Origin of the sequence: Vibrio salinus, assembly GCF_021272385.1 — a bacterium.
Taxonomy (GTDB): Bacteria; Pseudomonadota; Gammaproteobacteria; order Enterobacterales; family Vibrionaceae; genus Vibrio; species Vibrio salinus.
In genome coordinates this window covers 105,215-123,911 of the sequence record NZ_JAJSDZ010000010.1, presented here as the reverse complement: position 1 = coordinate 123,911, position 18,697 = coordinate 105,215, and the positions used below count along the sequence as shown (strand labels likewise).

Below are 18,697 nucleotides of genomic sequence, written 5' to 3'. Positions count from 1 at the left end.
TGATCAGTATTTTAGAAGGTTCTGAATAGGCATATCTTCTTTTATTACCGGGGATTTTATAACGATATAACTGAAATACTTTGAAATGCCGATGTTGTTGTCGACTAGATTTTCAATGACTTCCTGATAATGAGCGATATTTCGGGTTACAAAGCGAACCAGATAGTCGTATCCGCCGCTGATAAGGTGGCATTCCATGACTTCTTCTACTTTCTTCATCGCTGTTTCGAACTTAATGAAGTCCTCACGCTTGTGACCGTTAATGTAAACTTCCGTGTAGACATTAACGTATTCGGTGATCTTAGCCAGATTGAGAAAGGCTTTATAATTATGAATGAACCCGCATCGTTCCAGTCTTTTTACTCTTTGTAAGCATGGACTTGCCGACAGTCCCACAGCGTCAGCCAGTTTGACATTTGTCATTCGTCCGTTTTTCTGTAGCTGAGTTAATATATTTATATCTATGCGATCGAGCTTTAAATCTGAATCCATAACTATCATCCTTAATATATTATTTTTGTGGACTAGGTATGGAATAAAAGCATAATTAGTGCCATGAATTTCTGATGGCGTTCTGGTGCTCGACAACCAGACTGGCCAGCGTATCACCATGGGAATCGGAGTTTTGTTTAAACTGATTCCGGTGAATAATTTTCGTGTTCGGAAACGGGTTTGTTTTTGCAATATCCGGTGTGGTAATCAGCAGACAGGAAGACACATCGATTTCCCGGAATTTCAGCTCATCAATTAATCCGTCTTCTTTATCATTTCGGATAATTAAATCATTAGATTGAATATCTAAATCATTGATTATATATGGAATATCTTCCGGTTCTCGGTCGCAGCGGATTAAAATTTTAAAAAATTTCTTCAGATAATGGAGTGCACCATAGGCATCTTCATACAAAGGCCAGTGTTTCATTGCCCGGCCGAACTGAAACGTTCTTTTCCAGTTGAATGAAATCTGATTTTGTTCCATTAATGCCTGAAAAGTAAAGCAATGCAAAGCGCAAAAACCATTGTCTGTCAGAGAATCGGATTTATTATGGTAGTGTTCCATATAGTCCCGGATCAGGGATTTTTTAAAGGGGATATTCTGCGGCAGATTCTGCTGTAATTCGTAAATTTTATTGAGAATTCCCTGATAGTGATTAATTAAAATACCGTCACATTCAATAATAATTGTCTTAAAATTGGTGATATCCATGAGTAGGTCCTTCTGTATTTGTGCACTAAAAAATACACATCCTGCACTATTATTGGTCCTGCAATAACAGGACCAGTGATTTCCTTATGCAAATACTTTTTGGCAGGCCTTATCAAACATGCCCAGTGCTTCGGTTAATAATGTTTCCGGAATATTAACCGGTGGCAGAAAACGGATGACGTTCCTTTGGGTACCGCATTTGATAACCAGCAGTCCCTGATTCCGGCATTCGTCAATGAGGGCCTGAGTAAGCCGGGCATTTTCATCGGCGATGTCGTTTTCAGAGACAATTTCGGCCGCCAGCATGAATCCCAATCCTCTTACATCGGCAATATTTGAGAACCGGTTTTTCAGAACACGAAGTCCCTCTGCAAAAAAGTGTCCTCTCTGGCGGGCTAACGACAATAATGAGTCGTCTTTCATGTAGAGATCAATAACAGCAGAAGCTGCTGCGCAGGCGATGGCATTTCCGCCATAAGTGCCTCCCAGACCACCCGGAAGCGGACCGTCCATGATCTCTGCTTTACCGACAACGGCGGAAAGCGGGAATCCGCCAGCCAGACTTTTTGCGGTGGTAACCAGATCGGGTTGAATACCGGAATGTTCGTAGCCAAACATTTTTCCGGTACGTCCGAACCCGGCCTGAATTTCGTCCATAATAAGGACAATGCCGTGGCGGGCTGTCAATTCACGAAGTGCTTTCAGGAAAGAATCCGGTGCAGCCAGAAAACCACCGTCTCCCTGTACGGATTCAACAATGATGGCGGCAACCCGGTCTGGTGTGACCTCGCAGGCGAAAATGTCTTCAATTGACGCTAAGGCATCTTCAACGGTTATATTTCTGAATTCATTCGGGTAGGTCGCATGATAAATTTCCCCGGCCATAGGTCCGAAATTCTGTTTATAGGGAGAGCTCATCCCGGTTAAGGTACTGCCCAGAAGCGTTCTGCCGTGAAATCCACCTTTAAATGAAATGACGGCAGGACGGTTGGTGTATCCGCGGGCAATCTTAACGGCATTTTCAACGGCTTCTGCTCCGGATGATAACAGTACGGTTTTGTAATGCTCGCCTTTTCCTACCAGTTGATTGAGCTTTTGGGCAACATCGATGTAGGGTTCATAGACCGTTACCTGAGCGCATGGATGCGAGACTTTGGCCAGTTGTTCAATGACGGCATTGGTGACATTGGGGTGATTGTGTCCGATATTTAGAACACCGATGCCACCGACAAAATCAAGATAGCGGTTACCATCGACGTCCCACAGTTCCGCTCCGGATGCTTTTTCTAAAGCGACCGGATGAGCATTAATAAGACCTCTGGGAACATGCTGTTCCTTTTCGTTTAACAGAAGCTGAGAACGGCTGTTATTTGTATTCATGATGTTACCTTTCCGTAGTAATCGAAATTCCTGTAAAAAAAGTAACATTTTTAATCAGTTTTCGAGGCCAAATTAAAGGCAATTACCTCCATATTTGACTGTTTTTGATGCAGCAAACAGCAGGTTTTGTGGTGATGGCAGACAATGCTGTTTCAATCTTGGATTCAGAGAAAATGTGCTGAATGATTTCTTTTTTGAGTGGGCTTTCTATGGCAGGTTTGAACAAAAATATCATTTCTGCATAAGCAAGATGATAATAAAAACTGACAGGGGAGAAGGGAGCAGAGTATGGATAAGCCTGTAACCGTTTTATATGACTCGGAAATCAGCAGAGGACAGTTCTGGCAGGAAAAAATTGGAAAATACTATCCGGATGTCCGGTTTTATGTCTGGCCTGAACCGGTTGATTTAGATAGTGTGGATGTACTGGTTGTATGGAAAGTATCGTCGGATCTATTGGAAAAATTACCAAACTTAAAGGCCATTTTTACGGTCTCTGCAGGTATTGATCAGATAGATTTTGCGGTCATTCCTGAACGGGTGGATATCGTAAGAATGATCGACGAGGATTTATCTGATCAGTTGGCTGAATATGCAGTGATGTCTGCGTTAATGATCTATAGGGATATGCCCGGCTGCCAGAAAAATCAGAAAGTAAAGCAATGGTTGCCGTTTAACGTTCCTTTGGCAAAGGAATATCATGTCGGCATTATGGGGCTCGGTCAACAGGGGCTGAAAATTATTGAGCGGTTAAAACCTTTTCACTTTAAATTGTCTGGCTGGTCTCGTTCAATGCACACTATCGAGGGTGTCTCGTGTTATAACGAAGCGACTCCGGATGATTTTTTAGCGTCTTTGAATGTGTTAATTTGTGTGTTGCCTCTGACGGATTCCACCCGTGGCATTTTAAATACATCACTGTTTGACATGTTACCGGAAGGAAGCTCTGTTATTAATATCGGTCGTGGTGAGCATCTGGTTTCTGAGGATCTTATTAATGCGTTAGACAGACATCACCTGCGGTATGCCATTTTGGATGTGTTCGGTCAGGAACCGCTGGCGGATAATGATCCCCTCTGGAGCCATCCGGATATTACAATAACACCACATATTGCCGGTGTTACAAGACCTGAATCGGGGTTTGAGTCGTTTATAAAAAGCTTACGAGCCTGGTGTAACGGGGAAAAGCCAGCAGGTCTGGTATTGCGGAACCGGGGATATTGATTCCGCAACAGGTTGAGGCGGTATCAGAGGCCGCCGATGTGCCAGGACTTCAATTCCAGATATTCTTCAATACCCAGATTGGATCCTTCCCGTCCCAGTCCGGACAGCTTAATTCCGCCGAACGGGGCACTGTCCATTGATATGACACCGGAGTTTAAACCGACCATTCCAAATTCAAGTGCTTCGCCGACGTGCCAGGCCCGTTTCAGATTCTGAGTGTAATAGTAGGCGCCCAGTCCGTATGGGGTACTGTTGGCGATTTGAATGGCTTCGTCGTCAGAACTAAACCGGAATAACGGAGCTAAAGGACCGAAAGTTTCTTCCTTAGCAACCAGCATATCGGTTGTGACATCCGTCAGGATGGTTGGCATAACAAACTGACTTGTCGTATCAGGTACTTTACCATGAACGATTTTTGCGCCTTTATCAGTGGCATCATCAATATGACGTTTGACTTTTTCGACAGCTGCTATATTGATTAACGGGCCGATGGTGACGCCTTCTTTCAGCCCGTCTCCCATCTTCAGGCCGGATACCGCATCGGTCAGTGCTTTTGTGAATGTTTCGTATATTGCATCATGAACCAGAATCCGGTTTGCACAGACACAGGTCTGTCCGGCATTACGGAATTTACTTGCCATTACGCCTTCGATTGCCTGCGGAATATCGGCATCATCAAAAACGATAAACGGCGCGTTGCCGCCAAGTTCCAGACTTAATCGTTTGACTGTCGGCGCGCTTTGAGCCATTAACAGACTTCCTACCCGTGTTGAGCCGGTAAAGGTGATTTTTCTGACAACCGGGCTGGCGGTCAGTTGTTCTCCGATTCTGGCGGCGTCACCGGTGATCACATTAAATACACCGGCAGGAATTCCTGCCTGTTCGGCCAGAACACCAAGCGCGAGGGCAGTCAGAGGCGTCAGATCAGCCGGTTTTACGATAATGGAGCAGCCGGCGGCAATGGCGGGCGCACATTTACGGGTGATCATTGCGGCCGGAAAGTTCCAGGGCGTGATCGCAGCGCAGACACCAACAGGTTGTTTAATGGTCATTACCCGTCGGTCGGTTGATGGGTTTTGATGGGTTTCACCGTGAACGCGTCTTGCTTCTTCAGCAAACCATTTTATAAAACTGGCTGCGTAGGCAATTTCGCCTTTTGCTTCCGGTAAAGGCTTCCCTTGTTCCAGAGTCATGATCAGACCTAAGTCATCCTGATTTTCCATCATTAACCGGTACCAGTTCATCAGCATGGCAGCCCGTTCTGATGCAGAGGTTTTCTTAAAACTTTTCCAGGCGGATTCAGCCAGTTCAATTGAAGAGACTATCTGGTCATCGGATAAGTCGGGAACCGTAGCAATCACCTCCTGATTGGAAGGGTTAGTGACTTTGATCGTTTTTCCGTCATTAGATTGGTACCAGTGACCATTGATATAGGTTTTATCGGTTAATAATGCCGGGTTGTTTAATTGGTTTAAAATAGATTCGTTAATCATGTTCACTCCGTTGAAAACATGTTTCCTGAACGAGCTTACTCAGTAAGTCATCGCACTGTTGTAGTTGAGAAAGAGAGACGTATTCATCCGGCTTGTGCGCCTGATCGATGGAACCCGGGCCGCACACGACGACCGGTGCGTCTAAATAACTGGAAAATAAGCCGCCCTCTGTGCCAAATGCTACTTTCAGTATCTGACTTTGTTCCGAGAGTGCGGAAAGGGTTTGTACGGCAGGATGTTCCGGGGTGGTATCAAGTCCCGGATAGTCAGTTAAACATTCAAACTCGATCCCGGCTTTGGAATCAGGATTGTCCGTTTGAGCCTGATGAACCAGAGTTTTAGCCTGATCAAAAATGGCATTAAGAGAGGATTTAATATCGTCGCCCGGCAGATGCCGTATTTCAAATTCAAACTGACTGTGGCCGGGTACGATATTTAATGCCCTGCCACCATTGATGGTTCCGACATGAACCGTTGAATATGGAATGTTATAGTCATTGTCTCTGGAGCCGCTTTCGATCAGTTGGGTTTGCAGCGCCCGTAGTTGTGCAATGACGTCACAGGCAAGATAGATGGCATTGGTATGAAGCGGTGCCTGTGATGAATGCCCTTCATCGCCGTGGCAGTGAGTGCGGTAGGCGGTTTTGCCTTTATGACCGGTTGCTATGTTCATGCTGGTGGGTTCGCCTACAATACACAGATAGGGTTCAACATGAAGCTGTTTCAGTTGTAATAACAGATCTTTCACTCCCAGACATCCCAGCTCTTCATCGAAACTGATCGCGATGTAAACCGGGCGGGTCAGTGGCTGGTCAGCAAAAGTGAGCAGGGTGTTTAATGCACTGGCAATAAACCCTTTCATATCACAACTTCCCCGGCCATATATTCGGTTATCTTTTTCTGTGCCGGTGAAAGGCTCTGTTGTCCAAGGCTGCCCCTGAACCGGAACCACGTCTGAATGTCCGGAAAGAAGAATTCCGGGCTTATCAACCGGCCCGACAGAAGCAAACATCGCTGCTTTTGTTTTATCTTCATTAAACACGATTTCTGACGTAATGCCTTTTTCTGCCAACAGGTGGCGGATAAAATGAATCAGGTCTAAATTAGACTCTGATGAGACGGTTGCGTAAGAAATGAGTTCTTTCAGTAGTTCTTTTGTTTCCATCAGGCACTTCTTTTTAAAGATTGATGAGTGAACCGTTCAATACTGAACGGTTCGATATGAGTCGTTGTTGAACCCGTGGCGATCAATTCCGCCATCACATCACCCACACCTGGCCCTAACTGGAATCCGTGACCACAAAAACCGAAAGCGTAGTACAAACCTTCAGTCGTTGAACTGGTTCCCATAATCGGCAATGAGTCCGGTAAATAACTTTCAATACCACTCCAGCTGCGGATGACATTGATATTGCTTATTTGTGGTACCACTCTGGCCATTTGTTGCATTTGGTAGATTAAGGCTTTGGGCTCAAATTTTGCGGTTCTGTTTTCCATATCCGGTAAAGACCGGTGACAGCCTCCTATAATGATGTTCCCTCTTGGAATCTGACGAAAATACAGAATTTCTTCTTCAATTGACGAGTAAACACCAATCACTGTTTTAAAGCGGTAAGGTAGCGGCTCCGTGACACTCATCTGCGGGCCTCTGGTATAGAGAGGGACAGGTTCGCCCATCTGGTTTGATAATCTTTCGCCCCAGGCTCCGGCAGTGATAAGTAATTGTTCCGAGCGAAACTCTACGCCTTCTTTCGTGAAAACACTAAAGCCGGATGGGATTTTTTGGATAGATTTGACTTCGACATGTTCCAGAACCGTTGCCCCCTCTCGTTTAGCGGCCCGTGCGAATGCCGGAGCAGCCAGTCTTGGGTTGGCATGTCCGTCGAATGGCGCATAAGAACCGGCAACAACTTCCGGCCCGAGATAGGGGAAACGCCGGCGAAGTGTATCACCGCTGAGAATTTCCAGCCCAAGTTCTTTTGCTTCCGGAGCCTGAGCATAGGTTTCCAATGCTTCAATTTGCGATTCATGATAACAGATTCTCATGTGCCCGCTTGGGATAAATTCCAGATCATCGTCAATCAGTTTCGGAAGACGATCCCATAAACGACGGGAACGGTTAGCCAGATCGAGTTGTTTCAGGTGACGTCCCTGACGGCGGACATTGCCAAAGTTGACGCCACTGGCGTACTGGCCGATTTTGTCTCTTTCCAGCAACAGAACCCGGAGTCCCCGTCTGGCCATAAAAAAGGCACTGGATGCTCCCATGAAGCCGCCACCAACAACGATGACATCATACTGTGGAATGGATTGTGTGTTCATTCGTATTCCTTTACGTTGTGGGTCAGAGTTGTGCATCCTGGGGGGCGTCTGCTACGTACACATTAATCGGGATGGGTTTAACCGGTGCCTGAGAGCGCTGCCGTCCACTTTCTTTAAGTGTCTGGTGTTTTAGCCCGGTAATGATGTGCGCATTAATGTGTGAACAGTAGCGTCCCTGACAGCGTCCCATTCCAACCCGGCTGAATGATTTTGAACGGTTTACTTCGGTCGCTTCTTTACTTTTTACGCTCAGTGCCACTTCTGCTTTGGAAATCATTTCACAACGGCAGATGATCGTATCATCCGCCAGTTCATCAATTAACTCTTCAGGCCAGGGGAACGCTTCCAGAAGTCCGTCACCGAAGCGTTTTAACTGTCTGAAACGAACCAGCAGTTTATGTAACTGTTTTTTCTGTGAGGACGACAGCGGATTGATTTCGCTGATCACAGATAGTGCCGTCAGTTTTCCGGCAACTTCTGCCGCATCGGCACCGAGTATTTTGCAGCCGTCTCCGGCGCTGAAAATGTGTTTCTGAGACGTTCTTCCCATGTCATCGACCGTGGGTAGCCACAATGCGCTTTTATCATGGAAACTGAATTTGCATCCGGCCAGATCAGCCAGCTGTGTTTCGGGTTTGATATGAAAGCCAAGTGCGACAGCATCGCAACCAACATGGATAAGCGCGCCCTTTTTATCGCGTATTTCTATGCCGGATACGGTGTCATCCCCGCATATCTTTTCCGGCCGTATGTTGCTCAGAATAGGGATGCCCGCTTTACGAAGCGCTTTCATCATTTTCAGTCCTGTCCACAACGCTTTGGGTTTAACGAGGAGTTTTTTTAGTGCGCCGATTCGGGATGATAAACCTGAGGTATCATAAACTCCGGCAACAGAAGCGCCAGCTTTCATATATTGATAAGCGACCAGATAGAGTAATGGACCGGTTCCGACAAATGCTACATGGCCACCAACAGAACATGCCTGATGTTTTAACGCAATTTGTGCACCTCCCAGAGAATAGACGCCGGGTTTTTCCCATCCTTTTACCGGCAAAACCCGGTCAATGGCACCGGTGCACAGAATCAGGTAATCAAAATGAATTTCAACCGGATTTGCCTTCTGATGCGCATAAAGTGTGTTATGTTCGATTGCCCATACCGTGGTTTCCGGAAAATATTCAATATTATCTTCAATGTTGTCGAATGTTTTATGAACATCGAGTGCTTTTTTGTGTTCCGTTCCATAGAGATCCTGATAACTTCTATGAAACTGAGAAGGCTGACGTTTGTATATCTGACCGCCGGATTTTTTTTGTTCGTCGATGACAATGGGCTTAAAGCCATTTTTGATCAGGGTTTCTGCGCAACGAATACCCGATGGACCGGCCCCTATAATGACGATTCGTGGACTTTCCATACGGCCTCCGGTTCGGTTGTGACAATTTTCATTCCTTCAGAAACATAGGTTGAACAGGAACGGATTCGTTCTCCGGATTCTGTCCATACCCAGCAATCCTGACAGGCTCCCATCAGACAGAAACCGGAACGGTCTTTGTCACCAAATTCGTTAGTACGCAGCTTTGAGTCATGACACAGAATGGCCATCATAAGCGTATCGCCATCCAGTGCCTGCACCTGCTGACCATTAATTGAGAGAGTCACGGTTTTTCTGTCCGTTTCATTAATTCGGATAAATCTCGGATTCATGCATAATTTTCCTTTTTCTTTAATGGTTCCAGCACATGGATGTTGTTGTCGCTGTCAGACTGACTGGATTGCGATAATTTAAGCAATGTCGGTAAGGCCGGCTCCTGTAAATGACACAGAATCTGGCTTTGTTTATTGATGATTCTCCTGCTTGGAGCCACACTGCTGCATTGACTGGACATGCGTTTTGGACAGCGATCAACAAAGGCACAAATTTCAAGCTGTTTCGGGTTAGGTATGGAGTCTAAAACCTGAGTGGCTATCCGCGACTCATGGATCCAGTGAGTTCGCATTTGTGGAATCGAATCCATTAACAGGGCCGTATACGGATGTAACGGGCCGTGATATAACTCATTGACCGGTGATGACTGAACCTGAGTGCCTTTGTAAAGGACGATGACATCATCACACAGCGTTCTGACACTGTTCATATCGTGGCTGATAAATAAGTAGGCAAATCCCAGACGATCTTTCAGATCATTTAACAATTCCAGAATAGCAGCACCCACTACTGTATCCAGAGCCGAGGTTACTTCATCGCAGATAATTATATCGGGTTCTGCCGCTAATGCTCTGGCAAGATTGATTCTCTGTTTTTGTCCTCCGGATAAAGCAGAGGGTTTTCTGTCGATGACGTCAGGTGGTAACTGAACCAGTTCAATTAACTCTTCGATTCTCTGGGTTTGTTCTTTTTTGGACAGCTTGAAATAGGTTTTCAGTGGTCGTCCAAGTAACTGACGAACGGTATGTTTCGGGTTTAATGCGGTGTCGGCACTCTGGAAAACCAGCTGAATTTTCTGGCATTGTGCTTTACTGCGCTGAGACAGTTTAGGGGATAGTTCGTATCCCTGATATTTTGTTGTCCCGAGAGCCGCCGGAAGCATGCCGACCAGTGTTTTTGCTAACGTGGATTTTCCAGAGCCGGATTCGCCGATAATGCCGATAGCCTGTCCGGGATATAAGTTGAAATTGATATCGTCAAGAACCGGAAATTCAGGCATCCCCTGAGAATTTCGTCTGCCGTAACCGGCGACTAATTTCCGGACAGCTAATAATGGTTCCTGTTGTTTCTCTTCATCTGTTTCGCTGGCTTGCGGGTGACCATCTGGCGCTGAGGGAGAGGCGGCATCAATGAGCTGTTTTGTATATGGGTGAACCGGGGCTGAAATGATCGTTTCAATGTCATTGACTTCTTTTTCCTGCCCCTGATTGAGTACCACTACTTTGTCTGCAACCTGAGCGACGACAGCAAGGTCGTGGGAAACATAAATAGCGGTTACATTGCGTTGTTGTACGACTTTACGAAATACCTGAAGCACCTCCACCTGAGTGGTGACATCCAGAGCGGTTGTCGGTTCGTCGAGAATCACCAGCTCAGGGTCGACGATCAGTGCCATTGCAGCCATAATGCGTTGCAACTGTCCGCCTGAGACTTCGTGAGGATAGCGTTGACCTATTTCTTCCGGGTCAGGCAATGCTAATTCTTTAAATAGTCTTATTGCCTTATTAATCAATTTATTGCGCGTATCAAGGTCGTGTAACAGTGCTGACTCAATCACCTGATCGATTAAGCGTTTGCTTGGATTAAAGGCAGCTGCAGCACTTTGTGCAATATAGGTTATCCGTTTCCCACGCCACGCTCTTAACTGGGGCTGGGAGGCATTGAGCAGATTATCTTCACCCAACCATACTTCACCGGATGTGAAGTGACATCCCGGTTTTGTATATCCCATCAGAGAAAGTGCAATGGTGGTTTTTCCTGAACCGGATTCGCCGATCAGGGCGAGTACTTTGCCTTTTTCCAGACTAAAACTCACGTCTTTGACGATCGGAACGGAGCCATGATCCTGTTCTGCGCTAATACAAAGTCCTTTTATATTAATAAATGCTGTCATAGCGCGTCCTTTAGTGTTGTTTGTTTCTTTGTTCAGCAATGCGGTCAATGACCAGATTGACTGCTACGGTCATCACGCCGATAGCCATCGCCGGGGCAATAAGAGCCGGTGCTCCCTGACTCAGTCCGCCGATATTTTCTCTTACCAGTGAACCCAGATCGGCATTTGGTGGCTGAATACCCAGCCCGAGGAAACTTAATCCGCTTAGCAGCAATACGATGAAGACAAACCGTAATCCGAAATCGGCCAAAACCGGATTAAGGATATTAGGAAGGATTTCTCTTATCGCAATGTATATGGCATTTTCGCCACGAATTTTAGCGACCTGAACGTATTCCAGTTCGCTTTGTCCTATCGCCAGACTGTAGGCAATGCGGAATGCGCCTGGTGCATATCCGATCACTGCTGTGATGATTAACAGATGGATCGACGATCCAAAGCCGGCAATAATCACCAGCGCCAGCATTTTGCTGGGAATGGAGATAAGGGCATCGACAAGACGAATGATCACTTCTTCCAGCCACCGGGGTGACATAACGCCAAGCAGAGCAACAAATGTTCCGACCGTTGAAGCTAAAACAGAAGCGGCCAGAGCCAGCCCGACGGTATACCGCATTGCTGTAAGAATCCGGCTTAAATTGTCACGTCCCAGATAGTCGGTTCCCAGTGGAAACTGGCTGGTTACCGGAGCGAAGATGGTTTTTGATACCACTTCACCAACCCCATGAGGGGCAAGGGATGGCCCGAAAATAGAGAGGAAAAAACACAGCAGACATATGATTGAGCTGAGTTTTTTCAGCGGAGACAGGCGCTGGGCCAATGATTCCTCTTTTCTCATGCTTTTTTCCTCAGTCTTGGGTTAAAGATAATGGCACTGATGTCAGCAATGAGAATGAGTGCCAGATAGCCGGTGCAGAAAAGCATGGTGCATGCCTGCACAAGAGCAATATCCCGGTTGGTAACGGCATCGACCATCAACCCGGCAATGCCGGGGAAATTAAAAATGGCTTCGACGATCACCACACCGCCAAACAGATAAGATAAGCTTAGCGCGACGGCATTGGCGATAGGGCCGATGGCATTTGGTAACGCATGGAAAATAGCAATCCGGAGAGTGGACAGCCCTTTCAGATAGGCCATTTCAACATAGCTGGTGTTGAGCTCGTCGGCCATTGCTGCTCGGGTCATTCTGGCCATCTGTGCCGTGATAACAAAGCAAAGCGTCATTACGGGGAGCGTATAGGAACGAAGAAAGTCCAGAATGCCATCACCGGAGCCTCCGTAGGAAATCGCAGAGAACCAATGAAGCCTGACTGCAAAAATCAGCACAGCGATGGTTGCAACAAGAAATTCGGGGACGGCCACTAATGCCAGAGTGATGGTATTAAGCAGTTTGTCCAGTTTCCCATTACGGTAAATGGCCGCGGTTATGCCCAATGTCAGTGCGATTGGTACTGAAACTACAGAAGTAGCCGCTGCCAGCATCAGGGTGTTTTGTAGCCGTCCTTCCATTAATTCTGTGACCGGCATGTTATTGGCAAATGACTGTCCCAGATCCCCGCATAAGAGATTAATAAGCCAGTGCAGATAGCGTGTTGTGGCGGGCTGGTCTAACCCCAGTTGAGTTCGTAATGCGGCAACCTGCTCAGGCATGGCAAATTGTCCGAGAATCTGCTGTGCGGCATCACCGGGTAAAATATTCGTGATCGTAAACACAACAATAGAAACCAGAAATAACGTAAGCAGAGCACTAAGAAGCCTACGTATAACCAGAGACAGAATAACGTTATTCATCAGGCGGCCCTCAAGATTGAAGTAGCAACGGCGAAACGCCGTTGCTTTTATGTTGGTATCAAAGTCAGTTTGTTATTACGCGTCTAACCAGACTTTTTCTGCAAACATATAGCCCATGAAACCTCCCAGAGGGTTTGTTCCATAACCTTTTAGCCGGGAGTCTACGCCATCGATGTTACTGATGAAGACAGGAATACCGATGCCGCATTTTGTGTTAACCAGCGTCTGCATTTCTGCGTACATTTGTGCACGTTTGTCATCATCTGTTTCCTTACGGGCATCAATTAACAGTTTATCAAAGTGGCTGTTTTGCCAGTGGGATTCATTCCAGGCTGCACTGGACAGGAAGAACTGGGAGAAAATAATATCGGCGTTAGGACGTGGGTTAATATTGCCGAAGCTTAATGGGTGTTTCGCCCAGTGATTTGACCAATAACCATCAGCGGATTTAGTCTGAACATCCATTTTGATGCCGACTTCTGCCGCGGATTGTTGCATCATAACAGCAATATCGACAGAGCTGGTTGCCGCACTGGATGCGACCAGTGGTATTTTTGCGTCCGCAAAGCCTGCTTTCTTAATTAAATACTTCGCTTTGTCCGGATCAAATGTGGTTTGTGGCAGTTCACTGTTAAAATACCGGGCACCGGGTGCGATTGGCGTATCATTACCGATGACGGCGAAATCCTGGAAGATGGCCGATTTTATTTGTTCTCTGTCCATCAGAAGTTTCATTGCCTCTGTGAAATCAGCGCTTTTACCTGGCATCATATCCTGCCTGATAATTAAATCCGTATAGTTCCCTGAAGGCGCATTGACGTAACGGTGTCCGCTGCTGGCTTCAATACGGCTTGTGGAACGTGGATTGACTTCATTAATGACATGCACTTCACCGGACAGTAATGCGTTAACCCGCGATGGCTCATCCGGAATGGCAAAGAGTTCAATTTCATCCAGATAAGGTAATCCCGGTTTCCAGTAATTTTCATTCTTTTTAACAAGGGTGCGCATGCCTGGTTTGAAGTCTGTGACTTTAAACGGACCGGTCCCAATGCCTTTGTTCAGACTGATGTGAGCCGGAACGATCAACATATGGGATATAGCCAGAATCGAAGGCAGTTCGGCGTTCGGTCCTTCCAGCGTAATAGTGACATCGTATTTCCCTGCTGCCGAAACAGACTTAAATTGTTTGGCCAGTCCCATGACTTTTGAGGCCGTTTCCGGCTTTTTATGCCGGTTCAGTGAGAATACGACATCTTCTGCCGTTAGTTCTTTTCCATCGTGGAACAGAACGCCTTTTCTCAGTTTAATGTGCCAGACAGTGGCATTTTCATTATCGATGCTTTCTGCCAGTTCCAGATGCGGTACCAGATGTTCATCGAACTTTGTCAGACCGTTATAAACCATGTAATGACGGGTATAGTCAGTGGATAGTGCTCCTTTAGCCGGATCTAACGTATCCGCCGTTGATGAAGATAAACTGGCGACTTTAATTTTGCCTCCAGGCTTACCTAAAACCGGCTCTGAACCTGATTCGCTTTTGGCAAATACATTGAACGGTGTCATGGTTGTCGCGCTGGATGCCGCCAGTAACAGACCTGCTGCCCCTAATGATTTAAGTATGTTTCGTCTGGAACGGCCTTCACTGGTCAGGTGTTCATAGTCATTCAGGCATTCCTGACCGGTAATGATTTTTTTATCTTTCATAATATTGCGTCCTTTCTATATTACGATTGGCTTGAGTGAATGGTGTTTAATGCAAATAGTCCTGAAGTTTGTAGTAAGCACCAACCATCGGTAAAAACCAGGGTTTTCCCGTATAGGCCGGAATGGCGTGCCATGATTCTTCACGCCATGGATTTGCATCGATATTTCCGGCGATCATTTTTGCCAGTTGCTGACCCATGTAGGCCGACATCTGAACACCGTGTCCGCTGTAGCCCATGGCATAGAACATGCCGTTGTGCTGACCGGCACGGGGTAAACGATTCGGTGTGATATCGACGAGCCCACCCCAGCAATGAGATGCCTGAACCCCTTTTAAGTCCGGGAACATGTCTCCCATCGCTTTCGTGAGGATTTCGCCGCTGACAGCATCGGATTTCGGATCGGACATGGCAAATCTGGCTCGTCCCCCAAATAAAAGACGGTCATCACCCATGACCCTGAAATAGTTGCCTATAATCCGGCTTGTCACATACGAGCGCTTATGTGGCATCAGTTTTTCAATGAGTTCCGGGCTTATTTTTTCGGTAACAACAATAAAGCTTCCGACAGGAACCATGCGGCGCCTGAACCAGCCAAGAGGTCCATACTGGCTGATACCGCTGGCGGCAATCACATCTTTTGCCGTAATTTTCCCTTTCTGAGTTTCGATGGAAAATTGAGAGCCGTTATTTTTGATGCCGGTTACCTGAGTATGTTCATACAGATGAGCACCATATTTCACTGCTCTGTCTGCAATACCAACGCCAAGTTTTCCGACATGAATCTGAAAGGCATTTTTCTGGACCATTCCGCCATAGAATTGTTCAGAGGCAATTTCTGTTTTTAATTCTCCGGCATTCAGAAATTCAACCTCGGTATCCACTTCTTTTTTTATTAGTTCATAAGTTTTGTAAATTCTTTCCGCATGCTGAGGTTTTGCAGCCAGTTTGAGTTTGCCACTTTCCCTGAGTTCACAATCAATGTTCTCTTCCTGAATAATGGTGCGGAGGCTGTTGACTGCGTTGGCGTAGGCGGTGTAGTAACGTTTGGCTTTGTCTAATCCGATTGAGCCGGCCAGTGATGCAAAATCCTGAGCAACCCCTGTACTGCATTGTCCGCCATTTTGTCCGGAAGCGTGCTCCATTATCTGGTCTGCTTCAAACAGGGCGACACTTGCTCCCTGTTTGGCCAGTGTGTAAGCGGCAGATAATCCGGTTAATCCACCGCCGATAATAGCAACATCGTAGTAACTGTCTTTCAGTTCTGCCGAACCGTTGGTAAATTTGGGTTTTGTATCGATCCAATATGATTGGTTAATCATATATGACTCCTAATTTCCTGGTTTAATCCAAACCCAGCAAGTCAGCGAGCGCATTGATGTCGGGGACCTGATGATATGAGTAAATGCTATTAGCAGGTTGTTCATGGCCGCGGGCAATAAAGGCTTTATTCTTAATGCCAATATCATCGGCTGAAAATAGGTCATAACGGAAACTGGACGAGACATGAAGAATATCATCAGGGCTGCAGTTAAGGTTATCAATCATGTATTCAAAGGCGGCAAGGCGAGGTTTGTAAACTTTTGCTTCTTCGGCCGTAAATACTTTATGGAATGGTGCACCCAGTTTTTCGACATTATCCATAATCTGACTATCACTGGCATTGGAGTAAATAACAAGCGGAAATTCTTTTGCCAGACGGGACAGGCCTGATGGTACGTCTGCATGCGGTCCCCAGGTCGGAACAGCATCATAATAACTTTGACCTTCTGCATCATGATACGTGATGCCCCAGCGTTTGCAGGTCCTTTCTAATGCACTTTTCACTACCTGATCATAAGGTTGCCATGCACCAAGAACTTCATCCAGCCGGTAACTTGCAAAGTCTTTAACAAACGCATCCATACGTTCTGGTGAAATACGATTTTTAAAGATCTCTCTTGTCATTGTTGCCATCTGAAAATTGGTCAGAGTGCCATAACAGTCAAAAGTAATGTATTTGGGGCGAAGTGTACTCATCGTATTCATCCTTAAAACTTAAAGTAACAGTTTAGAAACATTTATATATCAATTAATAATATTTATTATTACATCACAGTTACACAGCAGATGACGTTTAATTCGGTGACTCAAAAGCAGGAATACACTTTTTTCATTTATATTACAGCAGTAAATACGGTGTATTTTCCGGCATCAACGAAGTGAAATAAAAAAGGTGGTAATGCCGAAATTTTTTTCTTTATGTTTTAAAATTCAGTTGGTTATATTTTATTTTTGATGTTTTTTAGAAAATAGAAGACGTTGAAATCCAACTTGCGAAAGAAAATTTGAGTGAGTTTATGTATGAAAACCGAAAGAATCTGCGGGCAAAGAGGATGGTAAGGAGAAAAAGAATGGTTTCTTTTTCTCCTGTGTCTGAATGTTAAAAATCAATAAGCACGCTCTTACTGTGCAGGTTTGCCTGAAAGGCTTCGACGCCGATGTCTTTGCCGATTCCGGATTGCTTAAAGCCACCTGTCGGCATGATATGATCAAAAGACCGGCCATAGCGGTTTATCCATACTGAGCCGGCCTCCACTTTTCTCATACCAGTCAGTGCCCGTTTTATGTCGTTTGTATGGATTCCGACGGCCAGTCCGTAAGTTTCATGGCTGGCTAAATTCCAGGCTTCCTCATCAGTCTGAAAGGTTTGAACCGTTAGAACCGGTCCGAAAATTTCACTGGTAATGGCGCAGTTATCTGCTTTATTCATTTTTAATATGGTAGGAGTATAAAATGTTCCGCCTTCCAACACTTTTTTACCACCGCATATCAGTTCCGCGCCATCTGCAATACTCTGACTGACAATGGATTCAATCCTGTCGGCTTGCCTGGCGGAAATGATAGGTGGCAGAGTCGTTTCTTTATCCCATGTTGCTCCCATTTTTAACTGGCTGAAATATTCAACGAGTTGTTGGGTGAATTGCTTTTCTATGGATTCGTGGATGATAAGTCTGGAACCTGAGACACAAACCTGTCCGGCATTTCCTGTTATTGCTTTTGCAACAATGGTTGCGGTTTTATCCAGATCTGCGTCATTAAAAACAATTTGCGGACTTTTCCCGCCAAGCTCTAAAGTCGAGGGCTTAGGACCTTTTAATGCGCAGGTTGACATAATTGCTGCACCGGTTGCCGTTGATCCGGTAAAGGTGACTTTGCCGATGGAAGGATGTTCGCAGATTGCCTGTCCGACGGTATGTCCCAGTCCCTGAACGACATTGAATATGTTTTTCGGGATACCTGCATCGCATGCCAGCCGGGCAAGGTGGTTACTTGAAAAGGGGGTCAGTTCTGAGGGTTTGAGGACAACCGCATTTCCGGCTGCTAATGCCGGTCCGACTTTCCAGATAAGCATACTCATCGGGAAATTCCATGGCGTAATAGCACCAACTACGCCGTAAGGTTGGTTTATTACCATCCCAAGCCGGTTTTGTTGTGTTGCGCCTATGTACCCTCCGTGTTTATCTGCAAGTTCAGCAAAAAATTTGAGGCAGTCAACCACGTAAGGGATATCCCATTGCAGTACTTCATGGTATGGGCGGCTTGAACCTAATGATTCAAGCTGAGCCAGATATTCACGGTCGTTTTCGACAAGACTTGCCCATTTAAACAGATAGTCTGCCCTATCCCGCGGAGCCATCGTTGCCCAGTCTGTTTCGGTGAACGCCTGTTTCGTACTGTTGATGACAAAGTCGACGGTATTTTCAGAGGCGCAAGGTAGTGATGCGTATGGTTTCCCTGATGAAGGGCAGCATACTTCAGATAAGGTATCGTCATCAAACGTGCGTAGTTCTCCATTGATGAAATGACCGTTTGGGATTTCTATATCCTGAGGGTTGTACCAGTCCATATGGTCTATCCTGATTTTATGTTTCCTTTTTTATTATGTTAATGAAGTGGTGCAGTATGTGATACCGACATGCTATGCCG

Annotated in this window: 16 protein-coding genes; 1 reads left to right on the top strand and 15 read right to left on the bottom strand. The window is 45.9% G+C overall.

Going from position 1 to position 18,697, the window contains the following annotated elements; genetic code table 11:
• Window positions 1-3 precede the first annotated feature (3 nt).
• From LRQ06_RS14035 to LRQ06_RS14025, 3 genes are all read right to left on the bottom strand, one after another.
• Complete coding sequence (locus LRQ06_RS14035) at window positions 4-492, bottom strand: Lrp/AsnC family transcriptional regulator (RefSeq protein ID WP_232767376.1); 489 nt, start codon at window positions 490-492, stop codon at window positions 4-6.
• 55 nt (window positions 493-547) lie between these two features.
• Window positions 548-1,207: a hypothetical protein gene (locus tag LRQ06_RS14030; RefSeq protein WP_232767374.1), complete on the bottom strand. Its 660-nt coding sequence runs from the start codon at window positions 1,205-1,207 to the stop codon at window positions 548-550.
• A gap of 84 nt (window positions 1,208-1,291) precedes the next feature.
• On the bottom strand, window positions 1,292-2,587 hold the full coding sequence (locus LRQ06_RS14025) for an aspartate aminotransferase family protein (protein WP_232767373.1): 1,296 nt from the start codon (window positions 2,585-2,587) through the stop codon (window positions 1,292-1,294).
• Between the two features lie 288 nt (window positions 2,588-2,875).
• Between LRQ06_RS14025 and LRQ06_RS14020 the strand changes: the two genes are divergently transcribed.
• Window positions 2,876-3,811 (top strand): 2-hydroxyacid dehydrogenase, encoded by a 936-nt coding sequence (locus tag LRQ06_RS14020; protein WP_232767372.1) that lies wholly within the window; start codon window positions 2,876-2,878, stop codon window positions 3,809-3,811.
• A gap of 23 nt (window positions 3,812-3,834) precedes the next feature.
• Here the strand turns inward: LRQ06_RS14020 and LRQ06_RS14015 are convergent, their stop codons facing one another.
• The 12 genes from LRQ06_RS14015 to LRQ06_RS13960 all read right to left on the bottom strand — a co-directional run bounded on the left by LRQ06_RS14015 (window position 3,835) and on the right by LRQ06_RS13960 (window position 18,617).
• Complete coding sequence (locus tag LRQ06_RS14015) at window positions 3,835-5,304, bottom strand: NAD-dependent succinate-semialdehyde dehydrogenase (protein ID WP_232767370.1); 1,470 nt, start codon at window positions 5,302-5,304, stop codon at window positions 3,835-3,837.
• Entirely contained in the window at window positions 5,297-6,469 is a 1,173-nt protein-coding gene (gene argE / locus LRQ06_RS14010; protein WP_232767367.1) for an acetylornithine deacetylase, read from the bottom strand. Before argE ends, LRQ06_RS14015 begins: the two co-directional genes overlap by 8 nt.
• A complete protein-coding gene (locus LRQ06_RS14005) occupies window positions 6,469-7,626 on the bottom strand; it encodes an NAD(P)/FAD-dependent oxidoreductase (RefSeq protein WP_232767366.1) in 1,158 nt (385 codons plus the stop codon). Before LRQ06_RS14005 ends, argE begins: the two co-directional genes overlap by 1 nt.
• A gap of 22 nt (window positions 7,627-7,648) precedes the next feature.
• Window positions 7,649-9,043: an NAD(P)/FAD-dependent oxidoreductase gene (locus LRQ06_RS14000; RefSeq protein ID WP_232767364.1), complete on the bottom strand. Its 1,395-nt coding sequence runs from the start codon at window positions 9,041-9,043 to the stop codon at window positions 7,649-7,651.
• On the bottom strand, window positions 9,016-9,333 hold the full coding sequence (locus tag LRQ06_RS13995) for a (2Fe-2S)-binding protein (protein WP_232767362.1): 318 nt from the start codon (window positions 9,331-9,333) through the stop codon (window positions 9,016-9,018). The genes LRQ06_RS14000 and LRQ06_RS13995 overlap by 28 nt, the downstream gene beginning before the upstream one ends.
• Complete coding sequence (locus tag LRQ06_RS13990; protein WP_232767360.1) at window positions 9,330-11,228, bottom strand: ABC transporter ATP-binding protein; 1,899 nt, start codon at window positions 11,226-11,228, stop codon at window positions 9,330-9,332. Before LRQ06_RS13990 ends, LRQ06_RS13995 begins: the two co-directional genes overlap by 4 nt.
• A gap of 10 nt (window positions 11,229-11,238) precedes the next feature.
• Window positions 11,239-12,066: an ABC transporter permease gene (locus tag LRQ06_RS13985; protein ID WP_232767358.1), complete on the bottom strand. Its 828-nt coding sequence runs from the start codon at window positions 12,064-12,066 to the stop codon at window positions 11,239-11,241.
• A complete protein-coding gene (locus LRQ06_RS13980; RefSeq protein WP_232767357.1) occupies window positions 12,063-13,022 on the bottom strand; it encodes an ABC transporter permease in 960 nt (319 codons plus the stop codon). The genes LRQ06_RS13985 and LRQ06_RS13980 overlap by 4 nt, the downstream gene beginning before the upstream one ends.
• Window positions 13,023-13,097: 75 nt before the next feature.
• Window positions 13,098-14,729, bottom strand: coding sequence for an ABC transporter substrate-binding protein (locus tag LRQ06_RS13975; protein WP_232767355.1), 1,632 nt, complete (start codon window positions 14,727-14,729; stop codon window positions 13,098-13,100).
• A gap of 46 nt (window positions 14,730-14,775) precedes the next feature.
• A complete protein-coding gene (locus tag LRQ06_RS13970; protein ID WP_232767353.1) occupies window positions 14,776-16,050 on the bottom strand; it encodes an NAD(P)/FAD-dependent oxidoreductase in 1,275 nt (424 codons plus the stop codon).
• 22 nt (window positions 16,051-16,072) lie between these two features.
• Window positions 16,073-16,747: a haloacid dehalogenase type II gene (locus tag LRQ06_RS13965; RefSeq protein WP_232767351.1), complete on the bottom strand. Its 675-nt coding sequence runs from the start codon at window positions 16,745-16,747 to the stop codon at window positions 16,073-16,075.
• 403 nt (window positions 16,748-17,150) lie between these two features.
• Window positions 17,151-18,617: an aldehyde dehydrogenase family protein gene (locus LRQ06_RS13960; protein WP_232767349.1), complete on the bottom strand. Its 1,467-nt coding sequence runs from the start codon at window positions 18,615-18,617 to the stop codon at window positions 17,151-17,153.
• Between the last annotated feature and the right edge of the window lie 80 nt (window positions 18,618-18,697).